Raw genomic sequence first — 18,338 nt, 5'->3', positions numbered from 1 at the left:
AAGGCCCGGGTTGACAGAACCGAAACACGGCCCTGCGGCAGGCTCCGGGCACTCGACGAGAACCGACCCACCGGGAGATCTCCGTGACAGCACATCGCCGCCGGCCCGCGCTCGCCGTTGCCGTCCTCGCGGCCCTGGCCCTGTTCACCACCGCCTGTTCCGGCTCCGACGGGGGATCCGCCGCGGGCGGGTCAGCCGCGAGCGGCGCGGGCCAGGGGACGCAGGCCGACAAGGCGCGGGAGTTCCGTGCCTGCCTGCGCGAGAACGGCTTGCAGGTGCGTGAGCCCGCTCCGGGCCGGAAGGGCACCAGCTTCACCATCGAGGAGGGCTCCTCGGACGAGCAGATCGGCGCGGCCATGGCGGCCTGCCGCGACAAGGGCGTGGCCAGTGGCTTCGGTGGCGAGCTCACCCAGGAGCAGAAGGACAACGCGCTGAAGTTCACCGCGTGCGTGCGGGCGAAGGGTGTGGACCTTGAGGATCCCAAGTTCGACGGCACCGGCACCAAAGCGCTGCCGACACCGCCCCCGGGGATGGACCAGCCGACCTTCGACAGGATCTTCCAGGACTGCATGAAGGAGACCCGGTGAGGCGCCGCACCCTGATCGCGTCCCTGGTCGTGGTGGTCGCTGCCGTGGGCGGCACGGCCGCCGTCACCCGCCTCGGCCCCGCGGCCGGCCACGGGAACGCGGCGGCGGCCGAGCCCACGGCGCGGGCGGGCGCCACCGCCGAGGTCACCCGCTCCGATCTGAGCAGCAGCGTGCGCCGCAACGGCACGCTCGGCTTCGCCGCCGAACGCAAGGTCAACGCGACCACCACCGGTACCCTCACCTGGACCCCGGCGCCCGGCACCGGGGTGGAGCGCGACCAGCGGCTGTACGAGGCCGACGGCCGGGCCGTGTGGCTGCTGTACGGCGCCGAGCCGATGTACCGCACGCTCCGGAGCGGCGACGAGGGCAAGGACGTACGTCAGCTGGAGGAGAACCTGCGGGCACTCGGCCTCGCCGGCTCCCTGACCGTGGACGGGAAGTTCACGGACGCCACCGCCGAGGCGGTCAGGCGCTGGCAGAAGTCCCACGGTCTGGAGCAAACCGGGCAGGTCGGCCCGGACCAGGTGGCGTTCCTCGACGGTGCCGTCCGCGTCCAGGAGAACAGTCTGCCCAAGGGCGACCCGCTCGCTCCCGGCAAGCCCGTGCTGACGGTGACCGGCAGCGAGCGGGTGGCGCGCTTCCCGCTGGCCGTCGGCGAGAGCGACCTCGCCAGGGCGGGCAGCGCCGTCCAGGTGACGCTCCCGGACGGCACCAAGGCCGCCGGCAAGGTCACCGAGGTCGGCCGCACCGCGAAGACCGGCGAGGACGCCCAGGACAAGACCCCCCGGATCGACGTCACCGTCACCTTCGACGACCCCGGCAAGGTGGGGGGCCTCGACCAGGCACCGGTGACCGTCGACCTGGTGAAGGACACCCGCAAGGGGGTCCTGTCGGTCCCCGTCAACGCCCTGCTCGCCCTGCCCGACGGCGGCTTCGCCGTCGAGGTCGTCGACCAGGACGGGACGAGCCACGAGGCGACGGTGCGGCTCGGCATGTTCGGCCAGGGCCGGGTCGAGGTCACCGGCGAAGGCCTGGCCACCGGTGCGAAGGTCCGGGTGCCCGGCAAGTGACCACCACACCCGACTCCGTCCCGGCCCCGCCCTCCGCCGCGCACCCCGTCGTCGATCTGCGCGACGTGACCCGTTCCTACCCCGGCGGCGTCACCGCGCTGGCCGGCGTCGACCTCACCGTGCGCGCGGGCGAGCTGCTGGCCATCGTCGGCCCGTCCGGATCCGGCAAGTCCACCCTGCTGCACATCGTCGGCACCCTCGACCGGCCGACCTCCGGCACCGTCGCCATCGCCGGCCACGACATCGCCTCCCTCGGCGACCGGCAGCTCTCCGCGCTGCGCGCCCGCCACATCGGCTTCGTGTTCCAGGCCTTCCACCTGGTCCCCGGCGTCAGCGCGCAGGACAACGTCGCCGAGGGGCTGCTCTACTCCGGTCTGCCCCGCACGAAGCGCCGGACGATGGCCGCCGAGGCCCTGGCCCGGGTCGGCCTCGCCGACCGGCTCGGCCACCGCCCGCACGAACTGTCCGGCGGCCAGAAGCAGCGCGTCGCCATCGCCCGCGCCGTCGTCGGCGAGCCCGATCTCCTCCTGGCCGACGAGCCGACCGGCGCGCTGGACACCGCCTCCGGGCAGGCGGTCGTCGAGCTGCTGCACGACCTCAACGCCGACGGAGCCACCATCGCCGTCATCACCCACGACCACGACCTCGCCGCCCGCCTGCCGCGGCGTGTCAGGATCACCGACGGCCGCGTCATCGCGGACGAACACAGCGCCTCCCCCGCGGCGGCGCCCCGTAAGGTGGCCGGCCGATGAAGCCCATCGACGCCCCGCGCCGCCTCAAGGCCTCCCGCCTGGGGCCGCGCGACATTCTCCACGTCGGCTCAGCGGGCCTGCGCGGACGCCCCGTCCGAGTGATCCTCTCCGCGCTCGGCATCGCCATCGGCATCGCCACCATGATCGCCGTCGTCGGGATATCCGCCTCCAGCAAGGCCCAGCTCCTGCGCCAACTCGACGCGCTGGGCACCAACATGCTCATCGCCAAGCCCGGCGAGGCCATGTTCGGCCAGGGCGACGTCGAGCTCCCCGAGGACGCCCCCGACAGGGTCGCCCGCATCCCCGGCGTTCAGAGCGTCGGTGCCACCGGCGACGTCAAACGCTCGATTCGCCGGACCGAGAAGATCCCCACCGGCGACAACGGCGGCATCACCGTCAAAGCCGCCACCGACGGCCTGCTCACCACCCTGCGCGCCACCGTCACCCGCGGCACCTGGCTCAACCCCGCCACCGCTGCCTACCCTGCGGTCGTCCTCGGCGACGTCGCCGCGCAGCGCCTGGGCATCACCGAACCCGGTCGCCAGGTCTGGCTCGATGACCAGTACTTCACCGTCACCGGCATCCTCGGTCCCCTCCCACTCGCCCCCGAGATCGAACGCTCCGCCCTCGTCGGCTGGAGCGCCGCCGAGCGGTACCTCGCGTTCGACGGCCACCCCACCTCCGTCTACGAGCGCTCAGCCGACGCCGCGGTCGGGCAGGTCCGAGACCTCCTCGCCCGCACCGTCGACTCCGAGAACCCGCAGAACGTCGCCGTCGGCGACCCCTCCGCCGCGCTCCAGGCGAAGGCCGCCACCGAAGGCGCCTTCTCCACCCTGCTGCTCGGCCTGGGCGGAATCGCCCTGCTGGTCGGCGGCGTCGGCGTCGCCAACACCATGATCATCTCGGTGCTGGAGCGGCGCCACGAGATCGGCCTGCGCCGCTCCCTCGGCGCCACCCGCGGCCAGATCAGGATCCAGTTCGTCACCGAGTCCCTCATGCTGTCCGGACTCGGCGGACTGGCCGGCATCGGCCTGGGCTCCGCCGCGACCGCCGTCTACGCGGCCTCCGGCGCCCTGCCCTGGGTCGTCCCCCTGTGGGCGGTCACCGGCGGCTTCGCCGCCACCCTGGTCATCGGCACCGTCGCCGGCCTCTACCCGGCTGTCCGCGCCGCACGGCTCTCCCCCACCTTGGCCCTGCACGCCACCTGAACCACCGGCCCGGCTGCCGGACGCCCCTCCCGAGGGGACACCGTCCGGCACCCGGGCCGTCGGCCGTCACCCGCCGGCTCCGCCGCACACTCCCGTTTCCGGGAGGCTGAGTTCGACGCGGGCGGCGGCTTCGTGATCGCCTGCGAGGGCGGCGACAACCGAGCGGACCTGCTCGTAGCCAATCATGGCGAGGAAGGCCGGGGCGCGCCCGTAGGACGGGGCCTCGTGGCGCGCCCGGACCAGCGGGCCGAGGCGCGCAGCAGGTCGTCGTGTCGTCGAGTGATCGCGGAGTCGGTGCCACCGGGGCGGGCCATCGGATGCGTCCTCTCGTACGGGATCAGCGTCCCGCCGACTCCAGCCGCGCCGCCAGCCGTCCGGGAAGGGCGTCCCGGTTCGCCACGGTCAGCCGGAGGACCTCGACGTCGGCGCGGCGCTTGAGGGCGTCGGTGAACGCGCCGGGTCGGGGCCCCGGGCGGAGGAGCCGCCGTGGGAAGGGACGCAGGCCCTCCGTCGACGCGGCGCGGTTGCGACGAAGCCGTGGCGGCGGGCCGCCGAGATGGACATCAACTCCTCTCCCCCACCCAGGTGTTGTTCACTCCGCCCGCCGAGCGGCACCAGCCCGGGCGACGAGGAGTGATCAGGCCTTCTTGACGACGCCGGACTTGAGCTGCCCGGCGCCGAGAAGCCCTCGATGCGGCGGCAGTCGATGTCGTGGCCGTCGACGCCGTCGACCGGGCGGATGTCGCGGACCGTGGTGCCCGCCTTGATGCCGGAGGAACTGCCCTCAACCTTGAGGTCCTTGACGACGGTCACGGGGGCGGCCTCGCCGTCGAGCCGTTCGAGCGCAGAGCGACGGTGCAGGCGCACACCCCGGCCACGACGGAATCAAGCCGACGTCTCGGCACGGCGTCGGACCGGACTGTAGTATCGGTTTCCGCGCTGACTACTTATCAAGTTCACACCATTCATCGGAACTTGCTGTCGCGGGCGCCAGTCGACCCCTCAGGCGGGAACGATGTGGGAAGTCGCGCCGAGCCGCGCCCCCCTGCGCCCACCCTCCGCACCGGAACCGACCACCGGAACCGGTAAGAACCCAGAAAGCGTCCATTGGCCACCATCGCACATTCCGAGCTCGACGTCTTTCCACTCTGCCTCGGCGGCAGCGTCTTCGGATGGACTGTCGACGAGCGGACATCCTTCCGCGTCCTCGACGCCTATGCCGACGCGGGCGGGAACTTCATCGACACCGCCGACTCCTATTCCCAATGGGCCCCCGGAAACACCGGTGGGGAGTCCGAGTCGATCCTCGGCAACTGGCTGGCCGCGCGCGGTCAGCGGGACCGTTTCGTCATAGCCACCAAGGTAGGCCGACTGAACGGACTGTCCGGGCTCACGGCGAAGGTCGTCCACCAGGCGGTGGAGGAATCCCTGCGCCGTCTGCGGACGGATCACATCGACCTCTACTACACGCACGCGGACGATCCCGAAACTCCCCTCGAAGAGACCCTCGCCGCACTCGACGCGCTGATCTCGGCAGGTAAGGTGCGCCACATCGGCGCCTCGAACATCAGCGGCCCCAGGCTGGCCGAATCCCTTGAGGTCTCGAAGCGTTCGGGACTCGCCTCGTACGTGGCGGTCCAGCCCCCCTACAACCTCATGGAGCGCGAGCCCTTCGAGAGTGGGATCGCCCCGGTCTGCGAGCGCGAGGGCGTCTCCTGCGTCCCGTACTTCGCCCTGGCGCAGGGCTTCCTGACCGGCAAGTACCGTGAAGGCGCACCCGCCGTTCCCAGCATCCGCAGCGACGCGGCACGACCGTACGGCGAAACGCCCCGCGGCCGCGCGGTGCTCCGGGCGCTGGACACGATCGCCGCCGAGCACGGCACCGCCCCCGCCGCGGTGGCCCTGGCCTGGCTGAGGGCGCAGCCCCATGTCGTCGCTCCGCTCGCCAGCAGCAGGACGCCCGAGCAGCTCGCCGAACTGATCCCGGGAGCGACCCTGGAGCTCTCCCCGGCCGAGGTCCACTCGCTGGATCTCGCCTCACGGACCACCGCGGCGGACCACCATGCGCACGTCGGCTGAAGGAGGAGGAGCCATCGTGACCCTCATCCCCCACACCGTCCTGATCGGATTCGACGCCCTCAAGTCATTCATCTCAGTGGCGCGCGATGAATACGAGGCCTGTACGCCACAGCAACCACCCTCCTGTTTCGCCCTCCTGCTCGGCACCGTCGTCGACGGTGTCGCGGCCATCACCACGGTCCAGTTCGCGACCAACGTCCGTGCCACCGACCCGATGGCGCTCGAAGAGTTCTCGAACTCCATAGAGCCGTGCTTCGGAAGCGCCTACCGAAACCCCCACCGGGGATTCTGGTGCAGCTCGCAGGATCTGCTGCGTATTCACCGGCAGGCGGACCGTGACGGGGTCGAGATCCTGGGCTCCATCCATCTGCATCCCGACTGGCACCGGATCGGCCCGCCCGAGGAACGAGGGCTGCGAATAAGCGAGGAGCCGACACCGATGGACCGCTACATGTTCGACAACAGTCGGTACCCGGTGAACATGATCTGCTATCTGGAATCCGGCCCACAGGGGGTTTCCGCCGCACTCGCGGCATGGGGCCCTCCCCCTGAGGACGAGGTCGCGGCGCCGTGCCCCCGCCTCCTCCTGAGGTTCAACGCGTCCTGAGGAACGGCAGGCTCACCCCTCGCCGCCGGCGGCCCCCGCCCCGGTCACGCTCGCGGATGTGACCGGGGCGGGGGCCGCCGGTCCACCCGTGCCCCGCCCGGCTCCACGGCCTCGCCGCATTGTCCGCTGGACCATGACCGACCCCGCACATCTGACAGCCGATGATGCCGTTGACCTCCAGGAGATCCAGGCCGGCCGCCCCGCACTCGACGCGGTCACCCACCACGTCCGCGACTTCGCCGCCATGATGCAGGACCTGCGGGGCGACCGGTTGCCCGCCTGGATGGAACGCATCCTCGCCGACGGCCTGCCCGCCCTGCACTCCCTCATCAGTGGGCTGAGCCGCGACGTCGACGCCGTCACGGCCGGGCCCTCCACCCCGTGGAGCTCCGGGCAGGTCGAAGGACAGGTCACACGGGCAAAGCTCCTCAAACGACAAGGATTCGGACGAGCCAACCTCGACTTCCTCCGCAAGCGCATACTCCTGACGCCCTGACGCGACTACGTCAGGTCAACGCTGATCTCGTGACGGCCCGGATGCCGACCTGGGCCGGCATCCGGTAGCTGAGCCGCAGCTCGTTGACCTGATGGGGAGTCAGGAGTAGTCAGCGGTGGGTTGGGCAGGTCCGGGGCCACCCGTGTGTGGGGTCTGGATGTAGTCCTCGGGAGGCTTGGGAAGGATCTGCAGGCAGGCTGCGGAGCAGGCGTTGGCCAGGAGCGGCAAGACGTCGGTGGCAACTCGCAGTGAGATCCATGCCTGGTGGATCTCGGCTCCTTCCAGCGACCGGTCACACACGCTGCACCTGCGGAGTGCCGTACCACCCCATTCGCCGGGGTCGACGTCGTCGAGGGTGAAGTCAGCGGTTTTCACGCCGCCAGGTTGGAGCGGAGGGAACGGTGGGCGGAGCTGGCTCGCCCGAGCGGGCGGAACGACGGGCCCGGCAGCCTTCCGCACCTCGGGGGAACCTCAGGCCGACGCCCCGCGAGTCGACTGCCGCGAACAGGGCCTTTCCGCATATCCCTCGGTCTCTCGGCAAGAGCCGCCCCCAGAGGTGAACCTGACAGGGACCCGGCCGCGTGGATACGTCTGTAAGGCAACTGCAGAGTGGCCTTGCGTTCACTCAGCCACCCGGCAATGAAAGGGAGAACCAATCATGAAGATCCTGTTCGCCATCCGTGACGCGTCCTTCGCCAAGAAGAGCCTGAAGGCCAGCGCTTGGTACATCTGGTACTAAGCCGACTGATCGGTACCTCCGGTACCTGAACAGCTGATCCGCCCCGCCCCTGCCCCCTCGCGGCCTCGCCGGGAGATCGGGCCCGGGGCGGGGCGGAGACCGGCCCCGGCAAAGTCTCGGAGACATCACATGGCACTCTCCCCCGCCTCCGCCCGTTCGCGAAACACCGTGCTCTCCCCCCGACTCGAGGCCCTGCTCAGGGACCATCTAGGCAAGGACGCCGTCCGGCTCGAACCCGACACGATCGGGGTCGCCGGGCCCGAGCTCATCGACCGGATCCTCGCCGCCCGACGCGCCACCGAGATCGAACGGCCCACGTTCAAACCGCTGCACGGACGTTCGATCACCCGCACCGAGGCGTCCTCGGTGACGCGGACGATCGGCAGCGACGTGCGCGAGGCACTGAAGGCCCCGCTGCCGCCGAACATCGACCTGTCCGGTCCGTGGCCGCTCACCGGACACCTCTTCCTGCGTGACCTCATCCTCGGGCGGGACCCGCGCCGGCTGCAGATCCTGATGAGCCGCAATCTCGAACTGACGCCGCTGCTCACCTGGTTGGTGATCTCGGTCGGCGCCGCACTGCCCGGCAGGCCCAAGCCCGGCGACGACCTCACCGAACTCGGCAAGCTCACCGCGAAGGCGGCCAACTACCAGGACCGACGGTACGCGCTGGGCATGTACCGCCGAGCCGCCGCACCCGTCTGCTTCACCATCTCCACCCTGGTCGCGAACGCGCTCTGGCTCGGCTCGCCGTTCGACGACAGCACGCCGAACCGGAACATCATCCTCGAGTCACTGCGCATGCTGCCGCCCTCGTGGAACATCCTGCGCCGCGCATCGCCCGAGTACCCCGCGCTCGACCCGCGGATCGGTGCGGGCGACGACGTCCTCGTCCTGCCGCTGCTCTCACAACGCGACCCGGCGCTGTGGGAGGCCCCGGACGAGTTCCGCCCCGAACGCTGGGACCACCTCGACCCGGACAGCACTCCCGGTTACCTGCCGTTCGGGCACTCCTCCGAACGCTGCTGGGGCCGGCACATGGTGATGCCGCTCGCCGAACTCCTGCTGGACCGGATCCGGGCAGCCGGCCTGGTCGTCGACCCCGAGCAGCGGACCGCCAAGGTGCCACTGCTCGGTCTGCTCGGCGTCAGCGAGGTCCGCGTCCTGAAGGCACGCGATGCACGCTGATCGCATGCACACCGCGCACGGGGATCCCGAACACGGCGATGCCGAACCGGAGTTCGCCGACGGCCGGTTCTACGCCGACCCGCACGCCGCGTACCGCCGCTGGCGCACCGAGGGCGGCGCCCGCAAGGTCCGGTTCGGCGGCGCGGCCGGACTCGAAGGCTGGGTCGTCACGGGCCACGCCGAGTGTCGGACCGCCCTCGCCGACCCCCGGCTGAGCAAGAAGGCCGTCACCGAGGCGTTCGCCCGACACGTCGGGAACTCCGAGGGAGGCCCGGGCCGTGACCTGATGACGCACATGCTCAACTCCGACCCCCCGGAGCACACCCGACTGCGCAAGCTGGTCCAACAGGCTTACACCGGACGGCAGGTGGCGACCCTACGACCGATGGTCGAGCGCCACGTCGGCGCGCTGCTGGACCAGCTGGACGGGCTCGACTCGGCCGACCTGATCAGCGAGTTCGCGCTGCCGCTGCCACTCGCCGTGGTCTTCGAGCTGTTCGGCGCGCCGCAGGCCGAACGGGAGAACCTCCAGGTCCGGGGCAACGCGGTCGACGCCGGCCCGGAGGACGACGGCGGGGCGGACGGCGAGGTCTCGGTGGCGACCGCCGAAGGCATGGCGGACTACCTGCGCGCCCTGGTCGACCACAAGCGCACCCACCCGGGCGACGACCTGATCTCCGGACTGCTCGCCGCCCAGGCGGACGGCGACCGGCTGACCGAGGCCGAGATCACCTCGATGGCGTTCCTGCTCGCGATCGCCGGCCACCAGACCACCGTCAACCTGATCGCGAACGGCATCCACGCGCTGCTCGGCCACACCGAGCAACTCGCGGCGCTGCGTGCGAATCCGGAGCTGCTTCCCGGCGCGATCGAGGAAGTCCTGCGCTACGAGAGCCCGTTCGGCATCGCCTCGCTACGCCGCACGACCGAGCCGGTGACCATCGCGGGCACCACGATCCCGGCCGGCGAGTTCGTCCAGATCGCGCTGCTCGCAGCCAACCGCGACCCGGCCGTCTTCGCCGACCCCGACCGCTTCGACATCACCCGCCCGGACGCCACCCGACACCTCGCGTTCGGCCACGGCATCCACCACTGCCTCGGCGCGCAGCTGGGCCGGCTCCAGGCCGAGGTCGCGTTCAGCGAACTGCTGCGCCGCTTCCCGGCCCTGCGCCTGGCCGAACCGGCCGCCGCCGCGCAGTGGCAGGAGAACCCGAGGCACCGGGGACTGCTCAGCCTGCGGGTGCTGCTGCACTGACGACGGCGGGCGGGTACCGCCGGAGCGCGCGGGCGCTCCGGCGCCTCGGCCGCCAGGGGCACCACGCTGGCCGAGGTCCACCTCGAAGGCCCGGGCCGCCGACCGGGAGATCTGGCCCGGCCCCGTCCGCTGGACGGTGCAGCGACAGGTCCGTCGACGCCGCGCCCGCTGGGACGCCGCCGCCGAGGTGTACGACGAGAGCCGCGAGGCCGCCGCCCTGGCGTCGCCGCCGCTCACACCGCGCCCTGAACCGCGAGGTCACGGGACGGAGCCGTGGACGGGGGGTGCCGGCGGGGGCGTGGAAGCGCCGCCTAGGCTTTGCTGTCATGCCAAGGAACCGTCAGCAGATCCCGAAAGCCGAGCGCGAGGCCGCCCTGGTCGAGAGCGCCTGGGAGCTCTTCGCCACCCGGGGGTACAAGGGGACCAGCCTGGCCGAGGTCGGCAAGGCGGCGGGCGTCGCGGCCAACGCCGTGCGCTGGTACTTCCCGACCAAGGACGACCTGTTCGCCGCCGCACTGGACCATCTGTTCACACGCGAACGGGAGCACATCGAGGCGGATCCCGCGCTCGAGGGTGATCCCCGGCGGCAGCTGGTGACGTTCCTCGTCGACCTGGAGGCCCATCGCCGGCTGCACCGGGAGGCGTACGACCGCATGGGCGAGTCGCCCGCCCTCGCCGATGCCTACTCCCGCATGCAGGAGTGGCTGGAGGGCCGGCTTCTCGCGGCCGTCGCGAGCCGGCTGCCCGAGGGGGCGGACGTCGCACCGGTGGCGGACCTGGCGCACGTGCTCTTCGAAGGACTGCTGGTCAGCACCCGGGAGCTGGACCGGCCGACCGAGGAACTCGTCGACCTTCTGATGGAGGCGCTGATCGCCGTCGCGGCGGCGCACTGAGCCATCTCTTGACTGCCGCAGCGCCCGGAGACCCTCGGCGGCGGCTCGGCGGAGTCGATTTCCTCCGTGAGGCAGCGGGGCTGGTCGCGCACCGCGCGGTTGACCGCGGAGGCGAGCCGGGCCTCCTCGTCGTCGCGGTCCCCCACCCCGAGGAAGGCCGCGATGGACACCAGGTCGAAGCCCTGTCGCTGCAGGTGGACGATGTGCCGCAGTCGACGGACGTGGGTCTCGTCGTAGTACCCGACCCGGCCCCGGCGGGCCGGCGGCGGGAGCAGCTTGCGGGACTGGTGGGCCCGGATGTTGCGCGGCGACATCCCGACCAGCCTGGAGACCTCCTCGACCGTGTAGGACGCGTCCGGACGATCCGGGTGGGGCACGGCCTGCGGCGGAGTCGGTTCCATCTGTTGCTCCTCGGTGGTGCATTGGCGCGGTGGATCTGCGTCGGGATCCGCGAAGATCACGTCTCGGTAGTGTGTTCGACGGCCCGCGACGCCCCCGGGTTCACCGGCCCCGGCACGGCAGTGACGCCGTGGAGGTACGCGAGCTCGGCGCCGGCCCGCGCGAGAAAACGCGGCATCCGGCACACGATCCCCGGTCCTCCCGAGGCCCGTCCGGAATCCTCCCGAGCGGCACCGGCGCGGAGGCTCCCGCCCCCGGACGGCGGGCCTGGGCCACGATTCGTCCGAACGGGACCGCTCGCTCGTCGCCCATGTCCCAGGTCGCGGCGGGCTGACCGGCGGCGTCGTTCACGGCGCGTTGCGCCGGTGGGCTCCGTGGCGGCTGCCAAGCTGTGCGCGTGCTCTCCCCCCACGGTGGCCGGCCCTTCGGCGCGGACCGGCATGCGGCGCTGCTCGCCGATCCGCTGGCGACGCTGGTGGCGGCCCGGCAGCTGCATGGTGATCTGGCGGTGTTGACGGACGGGGTGCCGGTGTTCTCCCGGCGACTCGGCGCCGCGGGGTGCGTGGCGGCCTTCGGCACCGATGCGGTGCGCGAAGTCCTGCTGGACGCCTCGACGTTCGGTCCGCCGGCCACCCTGGCGGAACGGGACGGTCTGCCGCCGGTGATCGGCGCGCTGAGCTCGGGGGTGTTCAGCATGAGCGGCGCCGTCCACCGGCGGCGGCGGCGGGCGTTCGGGCCGCTGTTCGCCCGACGGGAGGCCGGGCGCTGCGTCGAGGCCGAGGTTGTGGGCGGGGGCTGGCGGCCCGGTGAGGTCATCGGGCTGGTGGCGGAGATGAACCGGCTGGCCCGGGCGATCACCGGCCGTCTGCTGTTCGGCGCCGGGGAAGCGACTCCCGGCCTCGGTGACGCCTGCCACCGGGTGTTCGCCCTGCGCCGCCGGTACGCGGCAACCAGCGTTTCGGAGACGGGAGTTCGGGACCGACTGTACGCCGAACTGGGCGACGTCGGCGCCGGGCTGCACGAGGGCCTTCGGGCGCGGATCCGCCACCACCGGACGTCGGGGGCGGGCGACGGCCTGCTGGCCGGGCTGAGCCGCGTCCGCGACGAGGACGGGCGACTGCTGTCGGAGGGCGAGCTCGCCGCGCACGGCAGCGCCCTCTTCCTCGCCGGCAGTGAACCGCTGGCCGCGGCGCTCGTCTGGACACTGCTGATGATCACACAACTCGACGATCTGCGCGACGAGTTGTGTGCGCAGCTGCGCTCGACGGAGGGCGTCCCGGAGCTGTTGGGGGCCGTGGTGCGGGAGAGTCTCCGGGTGCTGCCGCCGAACGCCGTCATGGTGCGGGTGACCACCCGGGAGGCCGTCCTCGGCGGGCACCGGCTGCCGGACCGGTGCGAACTGCTGATCTCGCCGTTCGTCGCCCACCGGGCTTTCGCGGGAGAGGCCCGGGCCGCGAGCTTCGACCCGGGCCGGTGGCGCGCGGCGCGCCCTTCGGCCTTCGAGTACCTGCCGTTCGGCGCCGGGGCCCGCTCCTGCCTCGGCCGCCGTCCGGCCATGGGCGCCCTGACCGGGGCCCTGGCGGAGATCCTCCGCCGCTGGGACCTGACCCTGGCCGGGGACCAGGAGATCGACTGGCGGCTGCGCGCGACGCTCGTACCGGCGAATGAGGTGCGCGTGCTGGTCCACGAGCCCGGGCGCGGCCGGGCTGCGGGCGGGCGGGTCGGCGGTCCGCTGCGCGAGTTGGTCCGGCTGCCCTGACCGGCGCGGCCGGTCCTCCCGCCGCCAAGCCGCCCGCCGTCGGTCCGCCCGCATCGATCGCCCGCCGTCGATCCGCCCGCCCGCCGCCAAGCCGTCGCTGTCGATCCATCCGGGCGACGCTAACTCACCTCCGGTGTGCAGTCCTTGACAATATGTCAGTTTCTGCACACATATGGGTGCTCCGGCAACGTTCCCACCCGAAAGGGGTGATCTGCATGAGTCCGAAGAACAGCGACAAGCCGTCCTCGGCGCGCGGTCCGACGGTGGAGGGAGTGGCGGCGGAGCACAGCATCGAGCTGCGCTCCCCGAAGCTCGAGCTCGGCTTCGCGCTGACCGACGAGAGGAAGGAAGCGATCACGGCCTGCCTGCGCAACGGCAATCTCAAGATGACCGCGCACGACGCCAGCATCGACATCCTCGGCGGCAACATCCGCGCCGAGGACGGCTACATCTGGGACTGACCCCGTCGCCGGCGGCCTCCCCACGCGCGACCGGGGAGGCCGCCGGCCAACAGCAGGAGAGCAGGGAGACGAGTGGAGTACTTCGACCCGGACCGTACCGAAACCGCCGTCGGGATGGCCCACAGCCCGTACGTCTCGGAGCTCCTCGAGCGGCTGCCCGGCGCCCTCGACTACGTGGAGATCCCGTTCGAGCAGTTGCGGCACGCCCCCGACACCGCGGACATCCAGCAGCGGATCCCGCTCGTCCTGCACTGCGCGAGCATGTCGGTCGGCGGCTTCGTCCCGCCGGAGGAGAGCACACTGGCCGCCGTCGAGCACTGGCGGCAGCGCACCCGCACCCCCTGGATCGGCGAACACCTCGCCTACATCCGGGCCGAGGCCGCGGGTCCGGACGACGCGGACCGCCGGGAGGACGCCGACCCCACCTCGCTGACCTACACGGTCTGCCCGCAGCTGAGCGAGCAGAGCCTCGAGCAGGTCCTCGACAACCTCAAGCCGCTCCAGGACCGCTACCCCGTGCCGATCATCCTGGAGAACCCGCCCCAGTACTTCCCGGTGCCGGGCAGCACCATGTCGCTGGTCGAGTTCACCCGTCGCCTGTGCGACCGCAACGACCGGCTGGACCTGCTGCTCGACCTCACGCACTTCCTGATCTCGGCGATCAACCTGGGCTTCGACGCCGCCCGCGAGCTGGAACGGCTCCCGCTGGAGCGGGTGGTGGAGTTCCACCTCTCCGGGCTGAAGACCCAGTCCGGGACCGCTTGGGACGACCACGCGCGGCCGGCCCCCGAACCCGTCTTCGAGCTGCTCTCCCGGGCACTGCGACGGGCCCGGCCCCGGGCGGTGACCTTCGAGTACAACTGGGCCCCGGACCTTCCCGAACTCGGTCCGTTGCAGCAGCAGTTGCGGCGCGTACGGGACCTGGTGGGCACATGAGCGAGCACAGTGGGCGAGCCGCCGACACGAGCGGGGCGGCGGCCGAGGCCCTCACGGGCCCCCGGGTCCACGCGTACATCGCGGCGGGGCTCGCGGACCCCGGCCTCATCGACACCTGGACCGCCGCGGGCGGCAGCGGTGGGACGGGGCGGGGCGGGGCGATCGTCGACGCCATCGACCTGGCGGCGCTGCGCAGGTTCGCCGGCTTCGTCACCATGGTGCGCCAGAACCCGCTGCGCCGCGTCCTGCCCCTCACCCTGCGGGCGCTCGCCGAGGCCGATCTGGAGATCGAGGTCTTCGCCGACTACGCGCCCCACTTCACCCGGCTGTCCCGCGGCGGCGGCCTGGACCTGCGCCGGCGGCTGACCGCCTTCGCCGGGTTCCTGGACGGGTGGCTCGCCCCGGACGACCCGGTGCACGCGGTGATCCGGGACGCCCTCGGGCACGAGCTCACCGTCGAGCGGCTCCGCCACGCCGAGGGGCGGCCCTTCACCGCCCCGGCAGCGGCCCACCCCGAGGCCGTCCCCCGGCTGACCGGCGCGCAGGCGCTCCGGACGGCCCGCCACCATCCGCGCACACTGGGCGAGTCGATCGAGTCGGGCGGTTCCGTGACCGGCGTCCACCCGCACCGGGACGGTCCGACCCTGCTGTACTGGCGCGACGAGACCACCCGCCGGGTGCTCGTCACCGAGGTCACGCCGCTCGCCGCCCACCTGCTGTCCCTGGTCGACGGCCACGCCACCGTCGAGGACCTCGCCCGCCGCCTGGCCGCGGCCACCGGGGAACCCTGCGACGCCGGCCGACTGTCCGTCGCACTCCAGGAGTTCACCGACCTGCACCTGCTGACCTTCGCCGGTGCGGTCCCGTCCCCGATCGGAGAGCCCCGGTGCGGCTGACCCTCGTCGACAACATGGTCCTGCCCGGCCACCACGACCTGGGGGCCCTCGACGTCCACCCCCACCTCGGGCTCATCTCGCTCGCCGCGGTCGCCCGCCGGGCCGGCCACGACGTCACCGTGTACGACCCCAAACGCCTCGTCCGCACCGGCCTGCTCGCCTACGACGCCACCCTGTACCGGCGCGCGGCCGACGCCCTGCTCGCCGACCGGCCGGACGCGATCGGCTTCACCACGCTCGGCTGCAGCTTCATCTTCGCGCTGCGGGTGGCCGAGCGGCTCAAGCGCGCCGCGCCCGACCTGCCCGTCCTCCTGGGCGGGCCGCACGCGACCATGCTGCACCGCCGGATCCTGGAACGCTTCACCTGCTTCGACGTCGTCGTGCGCCACGAGGCCGAGGAAACCCTCCCCGCCGTCCTGGAGGGCCTGCCGCAGCGCGACTTCGCCCACGTCCCCGGCGTCTCCTGGCGGACCGCGCCGTTCGGCGCCGAGCTGCGCTCCACCGAGGGCCGCCCGCTGGTCACGGATCTCGACACCCTCCCGGAGCCCGCCTACGACCTGTACCCGGTCGACCGGCTCCCGCTCGACTACCTGAGGGTGGAAGCCGGCCGGGGCTGCCCGTTCAGCTGTACCTTCTGCTCGACCGCCACCTTCTTCCAGCGCTCCTACCGGCTGAAGTCGCCCGCCCGGCTGGTCGGCGACCTCGACCGGCTCCACGACCGTTACGGAGCAAGGGACTTCAAGCTGGAGCACGACCTCTTCACGGTCAACCGCCGCAAGGTGCTGGACTTCTGCGAGGCCGTCCGCGACCGCGGCTACACCTGGCGGGTCTCCGCCCGGGTGGACTGCGTGGACGCCGAACTGCTGGAGCGGATGGCCGAAGCCGGCTGCGTCTCCCTCTACTTCGGCATCGAGACCGGATCGCCGCGCCTGCAGCACGTCATCAAGAAGCGGCTCGACCTCGGGCTCCTCGACGCGGCGCTCGACCACACCGAACGCCTCGGCATCGCCGCCACCGTCTCGTTCATCACCGGCCACCCGGAGGAGGAGCCCGCCGACCAGGACGCCACGCTCGACCTCCTCGGCGACTGCCTGCGCCGACCGCGGCGGGCCTGCACCACCCAACTGCACGTCCTGCTGCCCGAACCCGGCACCGCCCAGTACGCGGCGCGCGGCGACACCCTGCGGTACGACGGCTACCGCACCGAGTTCAACGGCTGGCTGCTCGACGCGGAGGACGAGACCCGCGTCCGCGAGCACCCGGACCTCTTCCCCACCTACCACTACTACCCGGGCGCGATGCCCCGCGAGCACCACGTCTTCGCCGTCGACCTGCACCAGGCCGTCACCGGACTCGGGCACATCGTCGCCTCCTACCTGCTGCGGCACTTCGACGGGCGGCTGAGCGTGTTCGCCGCCCGGGCCCGCGCGTGGCGGGAGGGCGCCGGGTGGGACGGCCCGGTGGACACCGGGTTCGTCCGCGCCTTCGTCGCCCACGCGCTCGGCGAGCGGCACCACGCGCACTCGCTCGTCCGCTACGCCTGCGGCCTGCGGACCGTACGGAGGCTGCCCGGCCCGGCGGCGGCCGGCCTCGTCGAGGACGGCGGATCGCGGTACGTGCTGGCGCCGCGCGCCGTGCTGTTCGACAACATCCACGACTGCGCGGCACTGCTCGGCCGCATCGGCGCCCTGCCCGCCGGTGCCCCGTCGCTCACCGAGCCGGAGGCCGGCGAGGTCGGCTGCCGTGTCCTGCTCGCCGCGGACACCGGGGACACCGCGGACACCGGCGACACCGGCGACACCGGCTCCGCAGGCGACACCGGTTGGCGCGACTACGCGATCGACCCGGCGACCCACGCCGTCCTCAGCCTGTTCCGGACACCCCGGACGACGCGGGCGGTCCGCGCCGCGATCGGCGAACTGACCGGCGGCTGGGAGCCGGACGAGGACCACCTCCGGCGGCTCGCCGACGCCGGTCTCCTCGTTGCCGTCGGCCGGCCGGTGGAGGCGGGCGTCCATGGCTGAGCCCCTGTCGGCACTCGACCTGGTCGAGGGGTTCCACCTGGCCCACGCCGTGGCCGCCCTGCACGAGGAGGGCGTACTCGCCGCGCTGGAACACCCCGGGCCCGCCGAACAGGTGGCCCGCCGAACCGGGCTCGACACGGCGTGGCTGAGCACCCTGCTCGACTACACGGCCGCCCGCACCGACCTACTGGAACGCACCCCGGACGGCTACCGGGCCACGGCGCGCTACGACGCGCAGGCCCGTGCCCTGCTCGACCAGTACATCGGCGCCTACGGTCCCAACGCCCGGCAGCTGCGCACCCTCCTGCGTGACCCCGGGCCGGCCCCGGACACCGTCGACCGCGCCCGGCACGCCGCCGCGTTCGCCGCGCTCGACCGCTCCCCGGCCCTGGGGCTGACGGCCGACGTCATCGACCGGCTCGGCCTCGTCCGACTGCTCGACCTCGGCTGCGGGACCGGCTCCCTGCTCCGGGACCTCGCCGGACGCGGCCCGGACTTCACCGGCTGGGGCCTCGACGCCAACGCCGCCATGTGCGAACGGGCCCGCCGCAGCCTCGCCGAAGCGGGCCTGGCCGCACGGGTGTCGGTGCTCCACGGCGACTGCACCCGGCTGGCGGAGGCGCTCCCGGCCGAGGTCCGGGAGCAGGTCGAGACGATCTCCGCGGCCAGTCTGCTGAACGAGTTCTTCGCGGACGGCAGGACGGCCGCGGTGGCCTGGCTCCGCGGACTGCGGGAGCTGTTCCCGGGCCGCGCGCTGCTCGTCGCGGACTACTACGGCCAGGTCGGCCGCCGCGAACCGCCCTGGCCGCGGATGCACGCCCTGCACGACGTCGTCCAGGTCATCTCGGGCCAGGGCGTCCCGCCGGGCGACCGGACCGGCTGGACGGAGGTGTACGGGGACGCCGGATGCGTTCCCGTCCACCTGATCGAGGACCGCGCGGGTACGTTCTTCGTCCATCTGCTGCGGCTGTGAGTCCGTCACCCGGCAG

The 18,338-nt window shown here is 72.5% G+C and carries 17 protein-coding genes and 3 pseudogenes; 17 read left to right on the top strand and 3 right to left on the bottom strand.

Annotated features, from left to right (window positions below; genetic code table 11):
- Positions 1–83: 83 nt before the first annotated feature.
- Genes ABZ449_RS08375 through ABZ449_RS08360 form a run of 4 tightly spaced genes read left to right on the top strand, consistent with a single transcriptional unit; the run spans position 84 to position 3,617 of the window.
- The gene (locus ABZ449_RS08375) at positions 84–587 is read left to right on the top strand and encodes a hypothetical protein (protein ID WP_360342227.1); all 504 of its coding nucleotides are present in this window, start codon (positions 84–86) and stop codon (positions 585–587) included.
- Complete coding sequence (locus ABZ449_RS08370; protein WP_360342224.1) at positions 584–1,657, top strand: peptidoglycan-binding protein; 1,074 nt, start codon at positions 584–586, stop codon at positions 1,655–1,657. Before ABZ449_RS08375 ends, ABZ449_RS08370 begins: the two co-directional genes overlap by 4 nt.
- Positions 1,654–2,409 (top strand): ABC transporter ATP-binding protein, encoded by a 756-nt coding sequence (locus ABZ449_RS08365; protein ID WP_360342221.1) that lies wholly within the window; start codon positions 1,654–1,656, stop codon positions 2,407–2,409. The genes ABZ449_RS08370 and ABZ449_RS08365 overlap by 4 nt, the downstream gene beginning before the upstream one ends.
- Complete coding sequence (locus ABZ449_RS08360) at positions 2,406–3,617, top strand: ABC transporter permease (protein WP_360342218.1); 1,212 nt, start codon at positions 2,406–2,408, stop codon at positions 3,615–3,617. Before ABZ449_RS08365 ends, ABZ449_RS08360 begins: the two co-directional genes overlap by 4 nt.
- 72 nt (positions 3,618–3,689) lie before the next feature.
- Here the strand turns inward: ABZ449_RS08360 and ABZ449_RS08355 are convergent.
- Positions 3,690–3,833 (bottom strand): annotated as a pseudogene (locus tag ABZ449_RS08355) (flavoprotein); the annotation flags it as partial.
- A 421-nt stretch (positions 3,834–4,254) separates the two neighbouring features.
- Positions 4,255–4,451, bottom strand: a pseudogene (locus tag ABZ449_RS08350) (PhnA domain-containing protein); the annotation flags it as partial.
- Between the two features lie 273 nt (positions 4,452–4,724).
- On the opposite strand from ABZ449_RS08350, the gene ABZ449_RS08345 reads away from it, so the two are divergent.
- The 7 genes from ABZ449_RS08345 to ABZ449_RS08315 all read left to right on the top strand — a co-directional run bounded on the left by ABZ449_RS08345 (position 4,725) and on the right by ABZ449_RS08315 (position 10,874).
- On the top strand, positions 4,725–5,696 hold the full coding sequence (locus ABZ449_RS08345; RefSeq protein WP_360342215.1) for an aldo/keto reductase: 972 nt from the start codon (positions 4,725–4,727) through the stop codon (positions 5,694–5,696).
- Between the two features lie 16 nt (positions 5,697–5,712).
- The gene (locus tag ABZ449_RS08340) at positions 5,713–6,303 is read left to right on the top strand and encodes a hypothetical protein (protein WP_360342212.1); all 591 of its coding nucleotides are present in this window, start codon (positions 5,713–5,715) and stop codon (positions 6,301–6,303) included.
- A gap of 133 nt (positions 6,304–6,436) precedes the next feature.
- Positions 6,437–6,799 carry a transposase gene (locus ABZ449_RS08335; RefSeq protein WP_360342209.1) on the top strand — a complete coding sequence of 121 codons (363 nt, stop codon included), beginning with the start codon at positions 6,437–6,439 and terminating at the stop codon, positions 6,797–6,799.
- A gap of 658 nt (positions 6,800–7,457) precedes the next feature.
- The gene (locus ABZ449_RS08330) at positions 7,458–7,538 is read left to right on the top strand and encodes a tryptorubin family RiPP precursor (RefSeq protein WP_224285092.1); all 81 of its coding nucleotides are present in this window, start codon (positions 7,458–7,460) and stop codon (positions 7,536–7,538) included.
- Positions 7,539–7,667: 129 nt separating this feature from the next.
- The gene (locus ABZ449_RS08325) at positions 7,668–8,726 is read left to right on the top strand and encodes a cytochrome P450 (RefSeq protein ID WP_360342206.1); all 1,059 of its coding nucleotides are present in this window, start codon (positions 7,668–7,670) and stop codon (positions 8,724–8,726) included.
- A 4-nt stretch (positions 8,727–8,730) separates the two neighbouring features.
- A complete protein-coding gene (locus ABZ449_RS08320; protein ID WP_360342203.1) occupies positions 8,731–9,981 on the top strand; it encodes a cytochrome P450 in 1,251 nt (416 codons plus the stop codon).
- 326 nt (positions 9,982–10,307) lie between these two features.
- Positions 10,308–10,874 (top strand): TetR/AcrR family transcriptional regulator, encoded by a 567-nt coding sequence (locus tag ABZ449_RS08315; RefSeq protein ID WP_360342200.1) that lies wholly within the window; start codon positions 10,308–10,310, stop codon positions 10,872–10,874.
- Positions 10,875–11,041: 167 nt separating this feature from the next.
- Here the strand turns inward: ABZ449_RS08315 and ABZ449_RS08310 are convergent.
- Positions 11,042–11,275, bottom strand: a pseudogene (locus ABZ449_RS08310) (MerR family transcriptional regulator); the annotation flags it as partial.
- Positions 11,276–11,670: 395 nt separating this feature from the next.
- Between ABZ449_RS08310 and ABZ449_RS08305 the strand changes: the two are divergent.
- The 6 genes from ABZ449_RS08305 to ABZ449_RS08280 all read left to right on the top strand — a co-directional run bounded on the left by ABZ449_RS08305 (position 11,671) and on the right by ABZ449_RS08280 (position 18,322).
- On the top strand, positions 11,671–13,032 hold the full coding sequence (locus ABZ449_RS08305; RefSeq protein ID WP_360342197.1) for a cytochrome P450: 1,362 nt from the start codon (positions 11,671–11,673) through the stop codon (positions 13,030–13,032).
- Between the two features lie 215 nt (positions 13,033–13,247).
- The gene (locus ABZ449_RS08300) at positions 13,248–13,493 is read left to right on the top strand and encodes a hypothetical protein (protein WP_360342194.1); all 246 of its coding nucleotides are present in this window, start codon (positions 13,248–13,250) and stop codon (positions 13,491–13,493) included.
- A 72-nt stretch (positions 13,494–13,565) separates the two neighbouring features.
- Positions 13,566–14,429 carry a DUF692 family multinuclear iron-containing protein gene (locus ABZ449_RS08295; protein WP_360342191.1) on the top strand — a complete coding sequence of 288 codons (864 nt, stop codon included), beginning with the start codon at positions 13,566–13,568 and terminating at the stop codon, positions 14,427–14,429.
- Positions 14,426–15,325: a hypothetical protein gene (locus tag ABZ449_RS08290; RefSeq protein ID WP_360342188.1), complete on the top strand. Its 900-nt coding sequence runs from the start codon at positions 14,426–14,428 to the stop codon at positions 15,323–15,325. The genes ABZ449_RS08295 and ABZ449_RS08290 overlap by 4 nt, the downstream gene beginning before the upstream one ends.
- Complete coding sequence (locus ABZ449_RS08285) at positions 15,316–17,349, top strand: radical SAM protein (protein ID WP_360342185.1); 2,034 nt, start codon at positions 15,316–15,318, stop codon at positions 17,347–17,349. Before ABZ449_RS08290 ends, ABZ449_RS08285 begins: the two co-directional genes overlap by 10 nt.
- Entirely contained in the window at positions 17,342–18,322 is a 981-nt protein-coding gene (locus tag ABZ449_RS08280; RefSeq protein WP_360342182.1) for a class I SAM-dependent methyltransferase, read from the top strand. The genes ABZ449_RS08285 and ABZ449_RS08280 overlap by 8 nt, the downstream gene beginning before the upstream one ends.
- Positions 18,323–18,338 lie beyond the last annotated feature (16 nt).

It is taken from the genome of Kitasatospora sp. NPDC005856 (assembly GCF_040629945.1).
In the GTDB taxonomy this organism is placed as follows: domain Bacteria; phylum Actinomycetota; class Actinomycetes; order Streptomycetales; family Streptomycetaceae; genus Kitasatospora.
Note: the sequence above shows the minus strand (reverse complement) of the source record. Positions and strands in the feature narration are given on the sequence as shown.

What these genes read in the sequence shown, in the direction of transcription:
- ABZ449_RS08325 (WP_360342206.1), top strand. Translation starts at nt 7,668, where the DNA reads ATGGCACTCTCCCCCGCCTCCGCCCGTTCGCGAAACACCGTGCTCTCC.
- ABZ449_RS08320 (WP_360342203.1), top strand. Translation starts at nt 8,731, where the DNA reads ATGCACACCGCGCACGGGGATCCCGAACACGGCGATGCCGAACCGGAG.
- ABZ449_RS08280 (WP_360342182.1), top strand. Translation starts at nt 17,342, where the DNA reads ATGGCTGAGCCCCTGTCGGCACTCGACCTGGTCGAGGGGTTCCACCTG.
- ABZ449_RS08360 (WP_360342218.1), top strand. Translation starts at nt 2,406, where the DNA reads ATGAAGCCCATCGACGCCCCGCGCCGCCTCAAGGCCTCCCGCCTGGGG.
- ABZ449_RS08335 (WP_360342209.1), top strand. Translation starts at nt 6,437, where the DNA reads ATGACCGACCCCGCACATCTGACAGCCGATGATGCCGTTGACCTCCAG.
- ABZ449_RS08330 (WP_224285092.1), top strand. Translation starts at nt 7,458, where the DNA reads ATGAAGATCCTGTTCGCCATCCGTGACGCGTCCTTCGCCAAGAAGAGC.
- ABZ449_RS08300 (WP_360342194.1), top strand. Translation starts at nt 13,248, where the DNA reads ATGAGTCCGAAGAACAGCGACAAGCCGTCCTCGGCGCGCGGTCCGACG.
- ABZ449_RS08315 (WP_360342200.1), top strand. Translation starts at nt 10,308, where the DNA reads ATGCCAAGGAACCGTCAGCAGATCCCGAAAGCCGAGCGCGAGGCCGCC.
- ABZ449_RS08290 (WP_360342188.1), top strand. Translation starts at nt 14,426, where the DNA reads ATGAGCGAGCACAGTGGGCGAGCCGCCGACACGAGCGGGGCGGCGGCC.